Origin of the sequence: Streptomyces sp. NPDC006925 (assembly GCF_042869575.1) — a bacterium.
Classification (GTDB): Bacteria; Actinomycetota; Actinomycetes; order Streptomycetales; family Streptomycetaceae; genus Streptomyces.
The window spans coordinates 194866-214103 of the sequence record NZ_JBIAGB010000003.1; the positions used below are offsets into that span (position 1 = coordinate 194866).

Annotated in this window: 16 protein-coding genes; 7 read left to right on the forward strand and 9 right to left on the reverse strand. The window is 73.9% G+C overall.

The genetic code is table 11. The features are described from left to right. Nucleotides 1-16 precede the first annotated feature (16 nt). On the reverse strand, nucleotides 17-1351 hold the full coding sequence (gene egtB, locus ACFYNS_RS06030; protein WP_388601087.1) for an ergothioneine biosynthesis protein EgtB: 1335 nt from the start codon (nucleotides 1349-1351) through the stop codon (nucleotides 17-19). Further along, the gene (gene egtA, locus ACFYNS_RS06035) at nucleotides 1345-2898 is read right to left on the reverse strand and encodes an ergothioneine biosynthesis glutamate--cysteine ligase EgtA (protein ID WP_388601088.1); all 1554 of its coding nucleotides are present in this window, start codon (nucleotides 2896-2898) and stop codon (nucleotides 1345-1347) included. The genes egtB and egtA overlap by 7 nt, the downstream gene beginning before the upstream one ends. 707 nt (nucleotides 2899-3605) lie before the next feature. On the opposite strand from egtA, the gene trxA reads away from it, so the two are divergent. Beyond that, nucleotides 3606-3998, forward strand: a complete 393-nt coding sequence (gene trxA / locus ACFYNS_RS06040; RefSeq protein WP_360302936.1) for a thioredoxin — start codon at nucleotides 3606-3608, stop codon at nucleotides 3996-3998. Nucleotides 3999-4144: 146 nt separating this feature from the next. On the opposite strand, the gene ACFYNS_RS06045 is transcribed toward trxA, so the two are convergent. Continuing rightward, nucleotides 4145-5527 (reverse strand): carboxypeptidase regulatory-like domain-containing protein, encoded by a 1383-nt coding sequence (locus tag ACFYNS_RS06045; RefSeq protein ID WP_360303461.1) that lies wholly within the window; start codon nucleotides 5525-5527, stop codon nucleotides 4145-4147. A 157-nt stretch (nucleotides 5528-5684) separates the two neighbouring features. On the opposite strand from ACFYNS_RS06045, the gene ACFYNS_RS06050 reads away from it, so the two are divergent. Beyond that, nucleotides 5685-6326 (forward strand): TetR family transcriptional regulator, encoded by a 642-nt coding sequence (locus ACFYNS_RS06050; RefSeq protein ID WP_360303463.1) that lies wholly within the window; start codon nucleotides 5685-5687, stop codon nucleotides 6324-6326. A gap of 138 nt (nucleotides 6327-6464) precedes the next feature. On the opposite strand, the gene ACFYNS_RS06055 is transcribed toward ACFYNS_RS06050, so the two are convergent. Continuing rightward, on the reverse strand, nucleotides 6465-7532 hold the full coding sequence (locus tag ACFYNS_RS06055) for an ATP-dependent DNA ligase (RefSeq protein WP_388601091.1): 1068 nt from the start codon (nucleotides 7530-7532) through the stop codon (nucleotides 6465-6467). 370 nt (nucleotides 7533-7902) lie between these two features. Here ACFYNS_RS06055 and ACFYNS_RS06060 point away from each other — a divergent pair, with 370 nt between their 5' ends. Then, nucleotides 7903-9438 (forward strand): ATP-dependent DNA ligase, encoded by a 1536-nt coding sequence (locus ACFYNS_RS06060; RefSeq protein WP_388601093.1) that lies wholly within the window; start codon nucleotides 7903-7905, stop codon nucleotides 9436-9438. A gap of 66 nt (nucleotides 9439-9504) precedes the next feature. On the opposite strand, the gene ACFYNS_RS06065 is transcribed toward ACFYNS_RS06060, so the two are convergent. The 4 genes from ACFYNS_RS06065 to ACFYNS_RS06080 all read right to left on the reverse strand — a co-directional run bounded on the left by ACFYNS_RS06065 (nucleotide 9505) and on the right by ACFYNS_RS06080 (nucleotide 13859). After that, nucleotides 9505-9936: an HIT domain-containing protein gene (locus ACFYNS_RS06065; RefSeq protein WP_360303388.1), complete on the reverse strand. Its 432-nt coding sequence runs from the start codon at nucleotides 9934-9936 to the stop codon at nucleotides 9505-9507. A 3-nt stretch (nucleotides 9937-9939) separates the two neighbouring features. After that, a complete protein-coding gene (locus ACFYNS_RS06070) occupies nucleotides 9940-10725 on the reverse strand; it encodes an aldo/keto reductase (protein WP_360303392.1) in 786 nt (261 codons plus the stop codon). Between the two features lie 281 nt (nucleotides 10726-11006). Beyond that, nucleotides 11007-12557, reverse strand: coding sequence for a cytosine permease (locus ACFYNS_RS06075; RefSeq protein WP_360303390.1), 1551 nt, complete (start codon nucleotides 12555-12557; stop codon nucleotides 11007-11009). A gap of 390 nt (nucleotides 12558-12947) precedes the next feature. Beyond that, nucleotides 12948-13859, reverse strand: a complete 912-nt coding sequence (locus ACFYNS_RS06080; protein WP_360302849.1) for a universal stress protein — start codon at nucleotides 13857-13859, stop codon at nucleotides 12948-12950. A 406-nt stretch (nucleotides 13860-14265) separates the two neighbouring features. Between ACFYNS_RS06080 and ACFYNS_RS06085 the strand changes: the two genes are divergently transcribed. Both ACFYNS_RS06085 and ACFYNS_RS06090 read left to right on the forward strand, forming a co-directional pair. Further along, the gene (locus ACFYNS_RS06085; RefSeq protein ID WP_360302852.1) at nucleotides 14266-14925 is read left to right on the forward strand and encodes a TetR family transcriptional regulator; all 660 of its coding nucleotides are present in this window, start codon (nucleotides 14266-14268) and stop codon (nucleotides 14923-14925) included. A gap of 207 nt (nucleotides 14926-15132) precedes the next feature. Beyond that, nucleotides 15133-17310 carry a HelD family protein gene (locus ACFYNS_RS06090; RefSeq protein WP_388601097.1) on the forward strand — a complete coding sequence of 726 codons (2178 nt, stop codon included), beginning with the start codon at nucleotides 15133-15135 and terminating at the stop codon, nucleotides 17308-17310. On the opposite strand, the gene ACFYNS_RS06095 is transcribed toward ACFYNS_RS06090, so the two are convergent. After that, nucleotides 17287-17457 (reverse strand): hypothetical protein, encoded by a 171-nt coding sequence (locus tag ACFYNS_RS06095; RefSeq protein ID WP_360302858.1) that lies wholly within the window; start codon nucleotides 17455-17457, stop codon nucleotides 17287-17289. The two genes, ACFYNS_RS06090 and ACFYNS_RS06095, sit on opposite strands and share 24 nt — an antisense overlap. Before the next feature lie 214 nt (nucleotides 17458-17671). Between ACFYNS_RS06095 and ACFYNS_RS06100 the strand changes: the two genes are divergently transcribed. Then, nucleotides 17672-17908 (forward strand): DUF397 domain-containing protein, encoded by a 237-nt coding sequence (locus ACFYNS_RS06100; RefSeq protein WP_360302860.1) that lies wholly within the window; start codon nucleotides 17672-17674, stop codon nucleotides 17906-17908. 403 nt (nucleotides 17909-18311) lie between these two features. Next, a complete protein-coding gene (locus ACFYNS_RS06105) occupies nucleotides 18312-19214 on the forward strand; it encodes a helix-turn-helix transcriptional regulator (RefSeq protein WP_360302863.1) in 903 nt (300 codons plus the stop codon). Nucleotides 19215-19238: the final 24 nt, after the last annotated feature.

The window sequence follows — 19238 nt, forward strand, 5'->3', positions numbered from 1 at the left end:
GGCCGGCCGGCGGCGCTCACGCCGTCTCCTCGGGCGCCGGGGTGCGGGCGGTGCGGAACCCGGCGAAGATCTGCCGGCGCACCGGATGGTCCCAGTTGCGGAACGTCGCGCGGGCCACCACCGGGTCGGTGCCGAAGCACCCGCCGCGCAGCACCTTGTAGGCGGGGCCGAAGAAGACCTCCGAGTACTCCCGGTACGGGAAGGCGGTGAAGCCCGGGTAGGGGGCGAAATCGCTGGAGGTCCACTCCCAGACGTCGCCCATGAGCTGCCGTACCCCGAGCGGGGAGGCCCCCTGAGGGTAGGCGCCGGCGGGCGCCGGGCCCAGGTGCCGCTGACCCAGGTTCGCGCGGTCGGCTCCGGGCTCCGCCTCGCCCCAGGGGAAGCGGAGGTCACGGCCGGTGCGCGGGTCGTGGCGGGCCGCCTTCTCCCATTCGGCCTCGGTGGGCAGCCGCCGTCCCGCCCAGCGGGCGTAGGCGTCGGCCTCGTACCAGCTGACATGCATCACCGGCTCCGCTTCCGGCACGGGTTCGCGTACCCCGAAGCGGCGCCGCCACCAGCCGCCGGGCTCCCGCTTCCAGAACAGCGGCGTCCGCAGCCCGTTGCGCCGTACGTGGTCCCAGCCCGCCGCCGACCACCAGCGCCGGTCGGCGTAGCCGCCGTCCTCGACGAACCGGAGGTAGTCGGCGTTGCCGACCGGGGCGGTGTCGATGCAGAAGGCCGGTACCTCCCGGCGGTGCGCGGGGCGTTCGTTGTCCAGCGCCCAGGGGTCGTCGTCGGTTCCCATGGTGAACGCTCCTGCGGGCACCAGCACTTCACCGCGGAGCGGGCCACAGCCGCCGGGAGGGGCGGGCGGCGGCGGTGCGCTCAGCGCGGCCGGGCCGCGCCGGAGCTGGTGGGTGATGAGCATGGTCTCGGCGTGCTGCTGCTCATGCTGGGCGATCATGCCGAACGCGAAGCCGTCCGCCTCCAGCGGGCGCCCGGCCAGTTCCGCGCGCTCCAGCACCCGGAACGCGTGCCCGCGGACCTTCGCCAGGTAGGAGCGGGCCTCGTTGGGCGGCAGCAGCGGCAGCGCGGGGCGCTCGGCCCGCGGGTGCTCGAAGGCGTCGTAGAGCGAGTCGATCTCGGGCCGCAGCGGTGCCTCCCCGCCCACGGCACGCAGCAGCCACTGCTCCTCCTGGTTGCCGATGTGCGCCATGTCCCACACCAGCGGGGACATCAGCGGCGAGTGCTGGGCCGTCAGTTCGGCGTCCTCGACGCAGTCGGAGAGCGCCAGGGTGCGGGTGCGGGCCCGGGTGAGGGCGTCGTGGGCGTGGGCGCGCAGCTCGGCACGCCCGTGGTCGGCGGTCACCATGGTTCTCCCTGCTGGCGGGGGGCGGTCTCGGAGGGGTCGGGCCGGTGGCGGGTGCCCGCACGGCCGGCAGTGCCCGTACGGCCGCCGGTATCCGTACGGCCGCCGGTGCCCGCACAGCCGACCGGGTCCGTACGGTCGTCGGCGGGGCAGCGGCCGGGGCCGATGTAGCGGGCTTCGAAGTCCGCCACCGCGGCCCGCACCCGCCGCCCCGCACCGAGACGGGGCAGTGCCCGGCGGGCGAGGCCGAAGCAGTCGCGGGCCGCGGCGTGCAGTTCGGGGTCGGCCAGCCCGTCCCTGGCCGCGCGCTCCCACAGCGCGTTGCGGGGCGCCGGCCCTTCGGCGGTGAGTTCGGCCAGCGGCTTGACCACCCGGTAGGCGCTCTCGCTCGCCTCCGCGTCGTCGAACAGGGCCGTGGTCACCGCGAGCGGGACGATCCAGCCGTCCGGGCCCGGCTGCGCGTCGATCATCCGCAGCTCCAGATGGCCCCGGGGGCGCACGGGCGGGAAGAGGGTGGTCAGGTGGTAGACGAGATCGTCGAGCAGGGGCGGACGGAGGGCGCCGGGTCCGGTTCCGAGGCGGCTGCTGCGCCGGATCCACTGACGGAACGTCATCCCGTCCGCCGGGACCGTCCACGGGCCCCGCGCGGAGCGGACGCAGAGCAGGGGCGCGTCCAGCACGTACCGCGCCCATGCCTCCCGGGGACTGTGCCCGCCCCCGGGAGGGGCGAGGTTGCGGTATCCGTCGAGCGCGGCCCAGACGCCCTGCCGCGCGGAGCGCCATCCGGCCCAGGGCCCGTCTGTGGCCGGGGAGTTGGCGAACGCCGCGGTGAGCACGGCACCCAGCAGGTGCGCGAGCAGCCAGCGGCGGCCCATCCCGAACGGCCCCGGCTCGGCCGTACCGGCGTCCAGGCAGACCTGCACGGACGCGGTGGAGCACATCATCGCGCGACCGGCGGGGCCGGTGCGGTCGAAGTACGCCTCCATGGCACGGTACCGCCGGTCCTCCAGCAGCCGGAGCGGTGGGCGGGAATCGAGCCCGTGGCCCACCAGCGCGATGCCGTGCCGGTGCAGCCGGGCCCGGGCGGCGGTCAGGTCCGCCGAGACCGTGCGGACGCAGGCGGCCAGTGAGGGCGCGGGCTGGGAGCTGAACTCCAACTGTCCGCCGGGCTCGACGGAGATCGCGGAGGAGAGCGGCACCTCGCGCAGCGCGGTGGCGGCTGCGCGGAGGGCGGTTGCCCCGACCCGGGCGGCGGGTCGGTGGGGGGACCCGGCGTGCGGGGGGCGGTGAGGGTGCGGGGGCTGCGGCGCCCCGGACCGGTGGGGCGGTGCGGGGCTTCCGGCCCCGAGGGGCGGGGAGTGCGGAGCGGGCTGCGGTGCGCGGTGCCCGGGGTCGCCGTCGGACGCGGACGGCAGCGGGCGGACGAGCCATTCGAGTTCGACCCCGACCCGGCGCGGCGGTCCGGTCTTGAAGCAGATGCCGTGTACATAGGCGAGCGCCGCCGCTTCGCTGAGCGGTTCGGCCCGGTACGCGTGCCCGTCGCCGGTCATCCGCCACCCCTCGTCAAGCCGATGGTCTGCCGGGCGGAACGGAGCTGCCCGCCTCCATCAGAGCCGGTCCCCATTCCCGTACCCGGAAACACCTGCCCGGCCACCCCACCGCACGAATCCGGCCGGGCCGCAACCGGTCGTGCCCGCACTGCCGGCGGTGCGGCCCGGCGACGGAGTGCGAGGGTGCGGGGCCCGCCGGTACCCGCGGCGCCGAGCTCCGTGCGGGTGCGCAGAGTTGGCGGAAAGTTCCGCTCCCCGGGCCCCGCTCCACCGGCGCGGCGGCGGACGTCCGCGGGCTCGTCCGTCCGGTGTCCGGCGCACCGCCGGAGGCCTCTCCGGGGCCGGGGCGTCCCGCCAGGAGCGCAGTTCTCCGGTGCGCGCGTGCCGGACCGCGGGCCGGACCGGCCGACCGGCCGACCGGGCCCGGTCGGCCTCCGCCGCCGGGCGGGTGCCGTGCCGCTTCGCCGCGCATATGCCGTACCACTCTCCGCACCGGTGCGGCCTCGCGGGCCGTGCGGAACCCCCGCCGGTCCGCGCGGGCCGCCGGGGGAATCCCCGCCGGTCACACACCCGGCCGCGCCGCCACGGGCCGGGGTGTGGTGCGATGGCTGTGCCGGAAACGGTCTCGGGGAATGTGGACCCCGGCACAGACCGTTGTCCGGTGCCAGGGCGCGGCCCGCCCTGATGCCCCCACCGCAGGAGACAGCATGAGCACCATCGAGCTGACCAAGGAAAACTTCGAGGAGACGGTCTCCGGGAACGACTTCGTCCTGATCGACTTCTGGGCGTCCTGGTGCGGCCCGTGCCGCAGCTTCGCGCCGGTCTACGAGGCCGCCGCGGAGCGGCACTCGGACCTGACGTTCGCCAAGGTGGACACGGAGGCCCAGCAGGAGATCGCTGCCGCCTTCGAGGTGCAGTCGATCCCGACCCTCGCGATCATCCGGGACCGCACCCTGGTGTTCTCGCAGCCCGGCGCGCTGCCCGAGGCCGCGCTGGAGGACCTGATCGGCCAGGCCCGTGAGCTGGACATGGAAGAGGTGCGGCGCGCCGCGGAGGCCGAGGCCCAGGCCGCGGAAGGCGGGGAGAACCCCGGCGCCTGAGCCACCACAGCGGAACCGTATGAGGACGGCCGCCCGGCGCTTGCCGGGCGGCCGTCCTCATGTGGTTCCGCACTCGCCCACCACCCACCGCCCACGGGACGGTGGCACCCCGGGCGCCGGAAGGGTAGCGGCCCGGGAGGCGGGCGTCAGGCGGGCACGTGCCGGGAGGCCAGCCGGACGTCGTGGCGGACCGGGTGGCCGTCGCGGACGCGTATCCGGGCGACGGCGGCGAGCCGGTCGGGGCTGCTGGCGATGACGTTCACGTACTGGTCGGCGAGGCCGGCCGCCGCGTACTCGCCGCGCCCGTCGGTGATCGCGCGCACCAGCTCCCTGCCGTGCGCTCCGGTGACCGTGATGGCGACCCCGGCCAGCGGCCGCCCGTCCTCGTCGGTGACCTGTCCCGTCAGCCCGGGGTCCGGCAGGCCCGGCCGGTGGTGGTGCGGGGCGACGGCGCTGGGCTGCGGCAGTTCGAAGGCCGGGTCCTCGACCGGCGGCTCGGCGGGCTCGGTCTCCTCGGCGGCCTCCCGCGCCTCCTTGCGGGCCGCGCGGCGCTCCTTCCACGCGCCGAGGGCGATGAGGGCGGCCCCGGCGACGACCCATGCGCAGATGACCAGGGTGTGCCGCCAGACGTCCTTCCCGTCGAAGTAGAACAGCCCGCGGAGCGCCTCGATCAGGTTGCCCATCGGCATGACCGGATGCAGGGCCCGGAAGAAGCCGGGCACCATCTGGACGGGGATCGCGCCGCCGCTGGAGGGCATGCTGAGCAGGACGAACAGGCCCATCGCCACGCCGGGGAAGAACTGCTTGCAGAACGGGACGAGCCCGTAGGAGGTGAGGGCGACGGCCTGGGTCATCAGGAAGACCAGCGGAACGGCCAGCAGGTCGTCCGGTATCACGTCCATGGAGCGCGCCACGAGGAAGGCGACGACGCTCTCCACCACCCCGACGGACACCAGGGTGAGGACCTTCCTGCCGCGCCCCAGGGTGGTGGCGCGCAGCAGCATCATGACGCTGATGTAGGACGGGATGGTGCAGGCGAGGACGAGGTAGAAGAGTCCGGTGCCCATGCCGTCGCCGGGTGCGGTGGGGGCCGCCTCGTGGACCTGGAGCGTGCCGCCGCTGTGCTGCGCCACGCCGGTGAAGGTCTTCTGGAGGACCGCTTCGAGCGAGTAGCCGTCCGCCTTGGCGACGTAGAGCCGGGGGTGCTCGGCGTCGGGCACGAAGCCCGCCGTGGCCGCCCGGTCGGTGACCGCGTCGTGTGCCGCCTGCGCGTCGGCGACCTGGTGGACGTCGAACGCTCCGGGACTCTGCTGTTCGAGGGCCTGTCCGAGCTGGTGGGCGGTCGGCCCGGCGACGGCCACGTCCACGTGGTGCGGCACCGGGTTGTGGAAGGGCAGCAGGTAGCAGACAAGGAAGCCGGTGAAGAAGAACGCCGGGAACCAGAGCGTCTCCGCCAGGGTGCGGACGGTCGCGCCGAGCGCCGAGGGACTGCCGTCGGTGCGCTCCGCGTCCGCCTTGTGTTCCGCCATGGACAGGGTCCGCCTCCTCGGTGCGTACAGCGCGGCAAAATATGTGGCATAGCCAATGATTAGAGAGGCTAACAGAAAACTGCAGTGCTGCAAAAATGCACTACTGTAGAACTGCCGCAACACGGGCAGTGACCGGGAATCAGCACGGGGAGCACAGATGGCCGCCCAGTCCGCCGGAGCCGACACCCGAGGGCTCCGGGAGCGCAAGAAACTGGAGACCCGTTCGGCGCTGCGCGCCGCGGCGGTACGGATGTACCTGGAGCGCGGTCCGGCAGCCGTCACCGTGCAGGACATCTGCGAGGCAGCGGGAGTCTCGCAGCGCACCTTCTTCAACTACTTCGAGACCAAGGACGACGCGGTCTTCGACTGGGACCGCCGACTGGCCGACCAGCTCGTGGAACTGCTCACCGCCCGCCCCGCGAGCGAGCCCCCACTGGAGGCCGTGCACCGGACACTCCGCTCCGCCATCCCGGCCCTGGTCGCCGACGCGGGCTGGCGGGAGCGCCGACGGCTGCTGGGCACCTATCCGGAGCTGGTCCCCAAGCTGCTGCACAGCAGCAGCCATCTGGCGGAGGCCCTGGCCGAGGCGGTCGCCCAGCGCACCGGACTGCCCCCGGACGCCCTCTACCCCCGCCTGCTGGCCGGCGCCGGACTGACGGTCCTGCGCTCCTCGATCCGGGCCTGGGACCCGGAGTCCCCGGCCGAGGACCTGCTGGCCGTGCTCGACTCCTGCTTCGCCTCGCTGGCCGCCGGGCTTCCGCGCCCCGAAGCCGACGACCCGGTGCACTCGGCGCGCTGAAGGCCCCCTGGGGGCACCCGGCGCGCTGCCGCCCGGGGGCGCCGCAGGCGCGACGCCCCCGGCGCACCGCCCCTCCGGCGCCGGCCGGTGGCACCTCACGGCCGGAGGAGCGGCCCGAGGTGGCCGCGGCACGAGGTGTCAGCGGCCGCCCAGCGCCGCCTCCAGGTCGTAGTGCACCGGCTGCTCCAGCTGCTCGTACGTGCACGAGCGCGGCTCGCGGTCCGGGCGCCAGCGGCGGAAGAGCACCGTGTGCCGGAAGCGCTCGCCCTCCATGTGGTCGTAGGCCACCTCGCACACCCGCTCGGGCCGCAGCGGCGTCCAGGAGGCGTCCTTGCCGCCGCTCCACCTGCTGGGCGCGCCCGGCATCCTGCCCTCCTGCTGCGCTTCCTCCTCCGCCCAGCGAGCCCACGGGTGCCCCTCCGGGCGGTCCGTGCGCAGCGGTGCCAGCTCCCGCATCAGCTCGCGCCTGCGCGCCGCCGGGAACGAGGAGGAGGCACCCACGTACTGGAGCACACCCGAGGCGTCGTACAGCCCGAGCAGCAGGGACCCGAGCGCCTCGGGGCCGCTCTTGTGGGGACGCAGTCCGGCCAGCACGCAGTCGGCCGTGCGCTCGTGCTTGACCTTGAGCATCACCCGCTCCCCCGGCCGGTAGGGCAGATCCGTCCGCTTGGCCACCACGCCGTCGAGTCCGGCGCCCTCGTACTGCGCGAACCACTCCCGCGCCACCGCGCTGTCGTGGGTCACCGGCGCCAGGTGCAGCGGCGGGCGGCACCCCTCCAGCGCGGACTCCAGCATCCGGCGGCGCTCGGAGAGGGGCTCCGCCATGGCGTCGGTGTCGCCCAGCGCCAGCAGGTCGAAGGCGACGTAGGAGGCGGGCGTCCGCTCGGCCAGCAGCCGCACCCGGGAGGCGGCCGGGTGGATGCGCTGCTGGAGCGCCTCGAAGTCCAGCCGCCCGCCCGCCGGCAGCACGATCTCGCCGTCCAGCACGCAGCGCTCCGGCAGCCGTTCCCGCAGCGTCGCGACGAGTTCGGGGAAGTAGCGGACCAGGGACTTGCCGGTCCGGCTGAGCAGCTCGACCTCGTCGCCGTCCCGGAAGACCACGCAGCGGAAGCCGTCCCACTTGGCCTCGTACTGCATGCCCTCCGGGACGGCGGACACGGCCTTGGCGAGCATCGGGCGGACCGGAGGCATGACAGGCAGTCGCATACTCCGACTGTGCGGACCGGCGGCGATTCCCGCGCGCCAGGTGATCCTTCCCGGTGAGCGCCCGCACGGTGCCGGTGAGCACACCGCGCCCGCACGGTGCCGGTGAACGCCCCGGCATGTTCCCGCGCCGCCGCGCCCCGGCCGGTACGAAGGCTGGGGACCCGCCCCGCGGCACGGGAGCGGCAGCCGGGCCTCGCCGTACGGTGCGGGCTGCGGGGCCCGAACGGGTCCCGCGGCTAGCCTGGGGGCCCGCGGAGCCGTCGTCCTCGCGGACCCGCCGACGGGTCCGGGGGACCGGTGGCCGCAGGGGCCGGAACCGCCTCCGGCCAGGTCGTCCACGCCCCGTCCGGCCCTTCTCGCGAGGTGTGCCATGTTGCTCGCAGACATCGCGCGGACCTCCGCGCGGATCGCCCGGGCCGCGGGCCGCAACGAGAAGGTGACGCTGCTCGCGGAACTGTTCGGGCGGGCCGAGCCGTCCGAGGCGCCCCTCGTCGTCACCTACCTCGCGGGGCGCCTTCCGCAGCGCCGCACCGGCGTCGGGTGGCGCACCCTGCGCGAACTGCCGCCGCCCGCGGCCGAACCGTCGCTGACCATCACGGCCGCGGACACCGCCTTCGACCGGATCGCACAGGTGAGCGGGAAGGGCGCACAGGCCGAGCGCAAACGGCTGCTGGACGGGCTGCTGGCGGCGGCCACGGAGGAGGAGCAGCACTTCCTCGTCCGGCTGGTCGGCGGCGAACTGCGGCAGGGCGCGCTGGACGCGTTCGCGGTGGAGGGCCTGGCCGCGGCTGCGGGCGCCGACCCGGGAGCGGTGCGGCGCGCGGTGATGCTCGGCGGCTCGCTCGGCGCGGTCGCCCGGGCGCTGCTGGCCGAGGGCCCGGAGGCGCTGGCCGGTTTCACGCTGGAGGTGGGCAGGCCGGTGCTGCCGATGCTGGCGCAGTCCGCGAAGGACGTCGAGGAGGCGCTCGGCAGGCTCGGCCCGTGCGCGGTCGAGGAGAAGCTGGACGGCATCCGGGTGCAGGTGCACAAGGACGGCGGCGACGTCCGTGTCTACACCCGGACGCTGGAGGAGATCACCGACCGGCTGCCGGAGGCCGCGGCGGCCGCACGCAGGATCGACGCCGCGCAGGCGGTCCTCGACGGCGAGGTGATCGCCCTGCGCCCGGACGGTTGGCCCCATCCCTTCCAGGACGTGTCCGGGCGGGTCGCCTCCCGGCTGGACGTCCCCGGGGCCAGCAGCGAACTGCCGCTGCACCCGGTCTTCTTCGACGTGCTGCTGCTGGACGGCCGGGACCTGCTCGACCAGCCGGCCGTCCAGCGACACGCGGCACTGGCCCGGGTACTGCCCGAGGAGCTGCGGGTGCGGCGGCTGCCGGTGCCCGATCCGGCCTCGGCACAGGCGCGTGCCGCCGCGCGCGGTTTCGCCGAGGAGGTGCTGGCCCGCGGGCACGAGGGAGTGGTGATCAAGGCGCTCGACTCGGGGTACAGCGCCGGACGGCGCGGGGCCTCCTGGCTGAAGGTCAAACCGGTGCACACCCTCGATCTGGTGGTGCTCGGTGCCGAGTGGGGGCATGGGCGGCGCACCGGCCGGCTGTCGAACCTGCACCTGGGGGCGCGCCGCCCGGACGGCAGCTTCGCGATGCTCGGCAAGACCTTCAAGGGGCTGACCGACGCGCTGCTGGCCTGGCAGACCGGGCGGCTGCGGGAGCTGGCCGTCCGGGAGGAGCCCTGGGGACTACTGGTGGCGCCCGAGCTGGTGGTCGAGATCGCCTTCGACGGTGTGCAGCGCTCGACCCGCTACCCGGAGGGCGTCACCCTGCGGTTCGCGCGCGTCGTCCGCTACCGGGAGGACAAACGCCCGGAGGAGGCCGACACGGTCGGGGCGGTCACGGCGCTGCTGCGCTGAGCGGTCCTTCCCCACCGAGCGGACACGGACCCCGGCACCGGCACCGGCACCGGCACCGGCACCGGGTCACAACTCCGCGCGGACACGTGCGGCCACACGCCGTGCCTCGGACTCGTCGGGGTAACTGCCGCGCGGCCAGAAGAACCCGCGCAGCCCGTCCTTGCGCCTGCGCGGCACGACGTGCATGTGCAGGTGCGGCACCGACTGGCTGACCCGGTTGTTCCCCGCCACGAACGAGCCCTCGGCCTCCATCGCCCGCTCCACCGCGCCGGTGACCCGGCGGACGGCGCCGAAGTAGGGGCCGACCGACTCCTCGGGCAGGTCGGTCAGGGTCTCCACGTGGCTGCGCGGCACCACCAGGGTGTGGCCGGGGAAGAGCGGACGCCGGTCGAGAAAGGCGACCACGGCGCCGTCCTCGTGGACGCGGTAGGCGGGCAGTTCGCCGTCGACGATCCGGCAGAAGACGCACCCGCTGCCGTCGGCGGGGTCGGCGGACACGCGTCAGTCCAGGGTGCGCGGGTCGGGGCCGACACGGGTGCCGGTCTCCAGCCGCTGGATCTCGCGCAGATCCTCGCCGTCCAGTTCGAAGTCGAAGACGTCGATGTTCTCCTTGATCCGCGAGGGGGTGACGGACTTCGGGATGACGACGTTGCCGAGCTGGATGTGCCAGCGCAGGACCACCTGGGCGGGCGTCTTGCCGTGCTTGGCGGCGGCCCGGCGGACGGCGGGATCGTCCAGGACGCCGTTGCCGCGGCCCAGCGGGGACCATGCCTCGGTGGCGATGCGGCGCTCCGCGTCGAAGCGGCGCAGCTCCGGCTGCTGGAGCCGGGGGTGCAGTTCGATCTGGTTGACCGCGGGGGCGACTCCCGTCTCGTCGAGGAGCCGCTGGAGGTGGTCGGTCTCGAAGTTGGAGACGCCGATGGCGCGTGCCCGGCCGCTGTCGTGGATCTCGGCCAGTGCCCGCCAGGTCTGCAGGTAGCGGTCCCGGCCGGGCGCGGGCCAGTGGATGAGGTAGAGGTCGACGTAGTCGAGCCCCAGCCGCTCCAGCGAGTCGTCGAAGGCGCGCAGCGCGGTGTCGTGGCCCTGGTCGGTGTTCCAGAGCTTGGTCGTGACGAACAGCTCCTCGCGGGGGATTCCGGACTCGCGGAGCGCCTTGCCGGTGCCGCCTTCGTTGCCGTAGAGCGCGGCGGTGTCCACGCTGCGGTATCCGGCCTCCAGCGCGGCGGAGACGGTGGCCGTCGCCTCGTCGTCCGGCACCTGGTACACGCCGAACCCGAGCTGCGGCATCTCCGTTCCGCTGTTCAGCAGGAGGGTGGGGACCTGGGTGCTGCTCACTGTGGACCTCGGCTTCCTCGGAGAGGGCTTCCCGGGCGGCGGTCGGGTGCCGCCGCCCCTGGACCGGGGTTTCCGCTCCGGCCCGCTCCATTCACGCATACCGCACCGGGCTCGCGGGGTTTCCTGTGCCCCGCGAGCCCGGTGCTGCGCCGTCCCGGTCCCGGCCGACGGTTCGGTCCCAGCGGCGTTCGACCTCGGCGGGCCGGTGCTTCTCCGGCCTCCGCGCGTCGATTTCAGTCCCGGCGCGTCCCGGCGGACGCCTCCTCCGTGCGGGGCGCCGGGACCGGCGCGGGCGCCGCGCCCTCGCGGGGCACGGGCAGCGCCGCGTAGAGCACTGCGGCCAGCAGCGCGGTGGCGGCCCAGCCGAGCCCGTTCTCGCCGATCCAGGTGGAGACGAGGGGCCCGGTGAACCAGTCGCACTTGGTGAAGCCCAGGCCCAGCAGCAGCGCGACGCCCCAGGCCGTCATGGCCTGCCAGCAGTAGCCGCCGACGTACCAGTAGCGGCTGCTGCGCGAGGTGTCGAGCAGTCCGGCGGGGTCGTAGCGGACGGTCCGGTTGCGGCGCCGCAGCATGTCGATCCCGTAGACGCCGACCCAGGCGGAGAAGGAGACGGCGAGCAGCGACAGGAAGGAGATGAACGAGCCGTAGAAGCTCTTGGCGACCAGCATCAGCAGCAGCCCGCCGACCAGGCTGATGCCCGCGTTGATGCTCACGGCCCAGGCGCGCGGCAGCTTGACGCCCATCGTCTGCGCCGTGAAACCGGCCGAGTACATCGAGAGGCTGTTGATCAGCACCATCCCGATGAGCGCGACGACCAGGTACGGCACGGCCAGCCACATCGGCAGCGCCTCGCCGAGGAAGGAGACGGGGTCGTCGGTCTTGGCCAGTGCCGGGTCCTTGACCGACATCACGCCACCCATCAGCACCATCGGAACCAGCACCAGCAGGGCGCCGGACAGGGTGGTGCCGAAGATCTTCCGCCCGTCGGCACTGTGCGGCAGGTACCGGGCGAAGTCGGGCCCCGTGGGGATCCAGCTGATCCCCCCGGCCGCGATGGTGCCGATCCCCGCGATGAACATGGCGGTGCCCCCGGCGGGCCGGGAGAAGACCGCGCCCCAGTCCATGGTGGTGACCAGGTAGCCCAGGACCAGCACCGTGAAGAGCCCGAAGAGGTAGGTCGACCAGGTGTTGCAGAGGTTGAGGACCTTGCGGCCCATACCGCTGACCACGAAGGTCACCCCGACGAACAGCAGCAGCGTGACGGCGATCAGCGGGGTGCTGCTGCGGACGCCGAAGAGCAGGCGGAGCACCGTCAGGACGGCGTAGGCACCGGTGACGGCGTTGATGGTCTCCCAGCCGAAGCGGGCCACCCACAGGATCATGCCGGGAAAGTAGTTGCCCCGGACACCGAAGGTGGCCCGGGAGAGCATGGCCCCCGGTGCGCCGCCCCACTTACCGGAGACGGACAACAGCCCGACCAGCCCGAAGGAGATGCCGCCCGCGATGGCGGCCGCGAGCAGGACCTGCCAGAAGTTGAGGCCGTTGAAGACCACGAGGCCGGCGCCCATGGTCAGCAGCAGGACGCTGATGTTGGCGGCCACCCAGGTGGGGAAGAGTTCGCGGACCCGGCCGCGCCGTTCATGGTCGGGGACGGGCTCGATGCCGCGGGTCTCGACGGTCTCGTCGAGCGCGCCGACCGTCTCGGCGGCGGCCGGGGACGCGGGTGCTGAGGAGGGCGCCGAGGCGGCGCCGTCGGCGCCGGTGACGCCGGGGGAGACTGCCATGGGTGGGGCTCCGTGCGTGGTTCTCTGGTGCGACGTGCGTCATTGCAGAGTCCTGACCAGGACTGGGAAGGGACTCTACGCGCGTTGCACAGGGCCTTCCATCGTACAGAGTGCCACGATCGACCCCCTTGACCTCGGGTGATCCTCCAACGGGTCCAGGACCGCGGACCCCGGCTCCGGCTCACCCGTTCCAGCGGCCCCGGCACCGGGCCAGGCGCACGGGCGGAGCGCCCCGCCCGTGCACCTTGGGTTCTAATGAACGTCGCAACACCCGGTCCCCGGGAACGCGATGGATTCGAAGAAGACGGCGCCAGGTCGCCCCCGGGGCGGGGCAGCCCTGCGGCGCCTCCGGGGACGGCCCCCCGGAGGCGCCGGCGAGCGGTCAGGGCGTCACGGCACGGGGATCAATACCACCGAGCACTTCGCGTGGTGCAGCACCGCGTGCACCACCGGGCCCACCTGGAGGCTGAGGCGCCGCGCCTGGCGCCGCACCCCCAGCACGACCGTGTCCGCACCCTCGCTCAGCTTGATCAGGTGCTCGGCCGGCTGCCCCTGGTGCTGCTCGGCGCTCAGCGGCACCTGCGGGTACCGCTTCCGGAACGGCCGGAGGGTGTCCTCAACGAACTGCTCGGCGCGCTTGGTCTCCGTGGAGGGCTCCTGCGGCGACAGCCGCAGGGCCACCCCGGGCAGCATCGGATAGATCCAGCAGTGCGCCACCCGCACCGCCGAACCGGACCGCTGCGCCGCCTGGAATCCGTACTCCACCGGCTGCGTCGCACTCTCCGACTTCACACCGACGACCACGTCGCCGGGGGCAGTGCCGGGCTCGGGGAGCGCGCCGCGCACGACCATCAGCGGCCCCGCGGCGTGCGCGGCCAGGCGCAGGCTGACGGAACCGAGCAGCAGCCCGCGGAAGCCGCCGTGCCCGCGAGTCCCCACGACGGTCAGCTCCGCGGTACGGCTGCGGCCCACCAGGGCGTCGGCCGCGGGTTCGCTGACACCGCTCGCCACGACCGTGAGCCCCGGCACGCGCTCGCGGGCCCGCTCCGCGGCACTGTCGGCGACCTCGCGGGTCGCCTGCCGCATCCGCTCCCGGTCGGCCTCCGTCTCGGGGTAGGCACCGCGCCGCGCGGGCACCCCTCCGCAGAGCACCTCCAGTTCGGCGCCCCGCCGTTCGGCCTCGTCGGCAGCCCGGTCCAGCGCGCGCAGCGAGTGCGGGGAACCGTCGACCCCGACCACGACACGGCCGATTCCGTCGGCGGGCGCGGATATTCCTGCGGGGCGCTCGTTGCTCTCCGACATGTCCGTCCTCTCCTCGCGTCCTCGCCTCGATGCGTGGGTACCCCGCCAGTGTGGTGCACACGGGACGGATGCGGTAGAAGCTTCGGCAACCGGTCGTACCCGCCGGCCGGCACCCGCCTGGACATCCGTCCGGACCGGCCTCCGAATCGGCCTGTGCGAGGCGGCAGTTGGGCCCGGGAACCGCAATTCAGCGGCCCGGCACCGACTTCCGGAGTGTTCCCCTCCGCCGTCCCCCTTCAGTGTTCCCCTCCACCGTCCCCCTTCACTGCTCCCCTCCGCCGTTCCGGCTCGCCGCCGGGCGCAGTTCCCGCGGCGCCGCCCTCCGCGGCGGGCCGCAGCCCACCGCACACAAACACAACCAGGGTATAAATTTAACTGAGTCACATTTTCCTGCTACGGTCGCCCCATGAGCGAACACGGCACCGGACTGCGCGCACGCAAGCGACAGCGCACCTACCGGGCGATCTCCGACGCGGCCGTCTCCCTCTTCCTGGAGAAGGGCTTCGACACCGTCTCCGTCTCCGAGATCGCCGAGGCCGCCGAGGTCTCCAAACCGACCCTCTTCCGCTACTTCCCCACCAAGGAGGACATGGCGCTGCACCGCTTCGCCGACCACGAGGACGAAGCCGCACGCGTGGTGGCGGGGCGCCCGGCCGGGGAGTCGCCGCTCACCGCGCTGGAGCACCACTTCCTGGCCGGGCTCGAAGCCCGCGACCCGGTCACCGGACTGTGCGACGAGCCGGAGGTGCTCTCCTTCCACCGGCTGCTCTACGGCACCCCCGAACTGGTCGCACGGCTGCACTCCTACACCGCGCGGTCGGAGGAGGCGCTGGCGGTCGCACTGGCGGACGGTGCGGCCGACGGCTCCGCGGACGCCGGCGCCGCACCCGGCCTGACGGCGCGGCTGGCGGCCGGGCAGCTCGTGACGTCCCAGCGGGTGCTCGCGACCGCCAACTGGCGGCGCATCGCGGACGGCGCGAGCGCGGACAGCGTGTCGGGGGCAGCCCGGGAGGATGCCCACCGCGCCTTCGCACTGCTGCGCACCGGCCTGACGCCGTTCACCTGACCGGACCGAGCGGCGGGCCGGGCGGCGGCGGGCCCGTAGCCGGCCCGGACCGCGCCCGCACCGCCACCCGACACCACTGCCGGCGGACGCCGGCCCACCGGAACGCCGAACCCGCGCACACCGCCCGAGCGCCGCACGGCGAGCACCATCCGACACCGGTACCGAGCCCGGCCGAGCAATGGACCGGGCAGTGAGGAGCACCGCCCCATGCCGGGGGAAGACACCGCAGAGAAGAACGCGCTCCGGGCCGAACTGGCCGCCGAGCGCGCCTACACCGACCTGTGCCGCGCCGCGCTCGGCACGGCGGACGCCGCAGCCCGGGACCGGGTCCGGGAGGGCGCCGGAGTACTGACCGGGCAGCACTCGGGCGAGGCGGCCGCCGAGGGCGTGGCCGGCGACGGGGCGAGCGCGGAGGCCCTGGGCCGCCATCTGCGCAGCCGGGCCGCGGAACTGCACAGGGAGCCGGACGGGCCGCCGTTCTTCGGGCGGCTCGACTTCCTCGGCGCGGGGCCCGGCGGCGAGGAGGCAGGCGAGCACCGCGGGCAGCGCTACTACATCGGCCGGCGGCGCGTCAGCGAACACCCTTCGGCACCACCGCTGGTGCTGGACTGGCGCGCCCCGGTCTCCCGGGCCTTCTACCAGGCGACCGCCGTGCACCCGCAGGGAGTGGGCTCCCGGCGCCGGTTCGGCTGGGCGCCGGAGGGAACCGGCACCGCAGCGGACCTGACCGGACTGGAGGACGAGCGGCTGGCGGAGCCGCCGCGGGAGCCCGCCGGCGAGGGGCCGGATTCCCCTGGCACAGCAGGCGAGCCCGCCCTCGCCTCACGGATCGTCGCCGGAGAGATCGAACGTCCGCGGGTCGGGCCGATGCGCGACATCGTCGCCACCATCCAGCCCGAGCAGGACGACCTGGTGCGTTCGGGCCCCGACAGTTCGATGTGCGTCCAGGGCGCGCCGGGCACGGGGAAGACCGCGGTCGGACTGCACCGCGCCGCGTATCTGCTCTACACCCATCCCCGGCGGATCGAGCGGGGCGGCATGCTCGTCGTCGGCCCCAACCCGGCCTTCCTGGGCTACATCTCGGCCGTGCTGCCCGCCCTCGGCGAGGGAGGGGTACGCCAGTGCACCGTAGGGGACCTGCTGCCCGGGCTCCCGGTGCGGGCCGAGGACGCGCCGCGGGTGGTGGAGCTGAAGCACAGTGCCCGGATGGCCGAGGTGCTGCGACGGGCCCTCTACGGGCGCGTACGGCTGCCGGACAGCCCGCTGGCGGTGCCGGACGGCTCCTACCGCTGGCGGCTGGACGAAGCCGAGCTGCGTGCGCTCGTCGAGGAGGCGCTGGCGCAGCGGCCGCCCTACGAGGTGGGGAGGGAGCGGGTGCGGGCCCGCACGGCGGCGCTGCTGCGGGAGCAGGCCGAGCACCGCGCCGGGCCGCCCGGCGGTGCCTGGCTGCGGCGGATGGGCCGGACCAGGGCACTCACCGGGTTCCTCGACTCGGTGTGGCCGCGGACGAAGCCGGAAGAGGCCGTCGCCGGTTTGCTGGGCGACGCGGAAACGCTGGCCCGGGCCGCGGACGGGCTGCTGAGCGAGGAGGAGCAGCGAGCGCTGCTGTGGCAGGGGCGCCGCCCGCGGTCGCCGCGCACGGCCCGCTGGTCGCAGGCGGATCTGCTGCTGCTGGACGAGGCGGCGGGGCTGATCGCCCATCCCGAGGAGAGTTTCCGGCACGTGGTGGTGGACGAGGCACAGGACCTCTCCCCCATGCAGTGCCGCGTTCTGGCACGCCGGACCCGTTTCGGCTCACTGACCGTACTGGGCGACCTGGCGCAGGGGACGACGCCCTGGGCGGCGCGCGACTGGCCGGAGCAGTTGGCGCACCTGGGTGCACCCGGGGCGGCTGTCACTCCGCTGAGCACCGGCTTCCGGGTACCGTCCGAACTGCTCGGGCCCGCCAACCGGTTGCTGGAAGCGCTGGAGGTGCCGGTACCGCCAGCCCGTTCGCTGCGCACCGGGGGCGAACTGCGTACGGTCCGGGTGGCGACGGCTGCCGAGCTTGTCCGGGCCGTGCCGGAGCGGGTCGCCGCGGCCCTGGAGCGTGAGGGCTCGGTCGGGGTGATCGCGACCGGGGCACGGGCCGCAACCGTGCGCGCGGCCCTGGAGGCGGCCGGGATCACGACCGGCGCCCCGGGAGGCGAGCCGGAGCGGGTCGCGGTGGTGGAGGCGGAATACGCCAAGGGCCTGGAGTACGACCATGTGGTGCTGGTGGAACCGGCCGAACTGGCGGGCTGCGGCCCGCTGGGCCTACGGCACCTGTACGTGGCGCTGACCCGCGCGGTGTCCCGGCTGGAGATCGTGCACGCCGCCGAACTACCGGAGGCTCTGCGGGGCTGATCCGGCGGGGGCGGCCAGATCGCGGAGCCAGTCCGGCTGATCGGCGATCTCCAGCAGGAGCAGCAGCCGGGTGAGCGGGTGGTCGCAGCCTGGACCGTCGCCCGCCGGGCCGTCAGAGGTGGTGAATTCAGCGCCTGGTGTGGTCACGGGGGCTCCTGAGGACGGACGGAAGATCATGAACTCCATTGTCCGGTGGCGGAGTTGAGCCCATCGGGGCTCGGGCATGACGGGCATTGTCGGGGGTCCGCACTTACTTCTGCAAGTACATCTGCAAGTACATCTGCAAGCACGCCCAGCTGTGAGACGCTTCCGGACGTCGCAACCGCCACGGGGGATGCAAGTGACGTAGGGAGAGTCGTACATGCAGATCGAGAACGGCATCGAGGCCACGAAGATCGAGGGTGCCGCCTGGCGCAAGAGCCGCCGCAGCAACCCGAACGGCAACTGCGTGGAGGTCGCAGCGCTTCCGGGCCAGGGAGTCGCCGTCCGCAACTCCCGGTTCCCCTCGGGACCCGCCCTGGTCTACACGCCGGCCGAGATCGCGGCGTTCGTCCAGGGCGCCAAGGACGGCGACTTCGACGACCTGCTGGACGTCTAGGGCCTTCCACCCGGGCCGGGCCGAACCCGGGCGTGCCGGACCCGGCGGGGTCGGCAGGTCCCGCCCCGCGGACCCCGATCCGGACCACGCCCGCGACGGCCGACCGCCGAGCCGCCCACAGCTGACAACCGACCACAACCGAACAGCACCACGGACACCGCCGCCACACGACACGGACGTGTGGCGGCGGTTCGCCTCCGGCGCAGCCACGCACCGGGGCGCGCGCCGAACCCGGCCCCGACCCGGGCACGTACGGCACCGGGAGGGCCTCCGCGCGCCGGCAGACAGGTCCCCGCCACCCGGCCGTCAAATCCGGCCGTACAACCTGTATGGCTGTACGCTCAGTCGGCGGAATGGGACACTGAGCATCCGAGCAGTCACTCAGGGAAGCTAGGCGGGCGCGATGGAGGCACAGCCGCGACGCGAGGCGTCGCCCGGACGCATCCTGGACCATCCCAGGGGCGGACCGACGATCCTGCGTATCGTCCTGGGCACCCAACTGCGCCGGCTGCGCGAGGAACAGGGCATCTCCCGGGAAACCGCAGGCGAGGCGATCCGCGGTTCGCACGCCAAGATCAGCCGCCTGGAGCTGGGGCGGGTCGGCTGCAAGGAGCGGGACATCGCCGATCTGCTGACGCTGTACGAGGTGTGGGACCAGCAGCAGCGCGAGGAGTATCTGGAGCTGGCCCGGCAGGCGGGCTCACCGGGCTGGTGGCAGAAGTACAGCGATGTGATGTCGCCGTGGTTCGACCGGCTGCTCGGCCTGGAGGAGGCCGCATCCGTCATCCGCACCTATGAGGTGCAGTTCGTGCCCGGGCTCCTGCAGACCCGCGACTACGCCCGCGAGGTGATCCGGCTCGGCCACCCCCGCGACGACAGCCGGCGCAGCGAACGCCGTATCGAGCTGCGCATGGAACGCCAGTCGATCCTCGACCAGCCGCACTCCCCACGGCTGTGGGCCGTGATGGACGAGGCCGCGCTGCGCCGCCCGCTGGGGTCCCGGGAGGTGATGCGCGCCCAGCTCGAGCACCTCATCGATGTCGCCCGGCGGCCCAACGTCACGCTGCAGATCGCCCCGTTCAGCATGGGCGGGCTCGCCGCCGCGGGCGGCCCGGTCACCATCCTGCGCTTCCTGGAGCCCGACCTCCCGGACATCGTCTACCTCGAACAGCTCACCTCGTCGCTCTACCTGGAGAAGCGGGACGAGGTGGAGGGCTACCTGGTGGTCATGGACCGGCTGTGCGCGATGGCCGAACCCCCGAACAGAACCGTGGCGTTCCTGGAGAAGCTGCTGAGCGAGTACTGACCCGGCGGGGCCGCTTCACCGGGT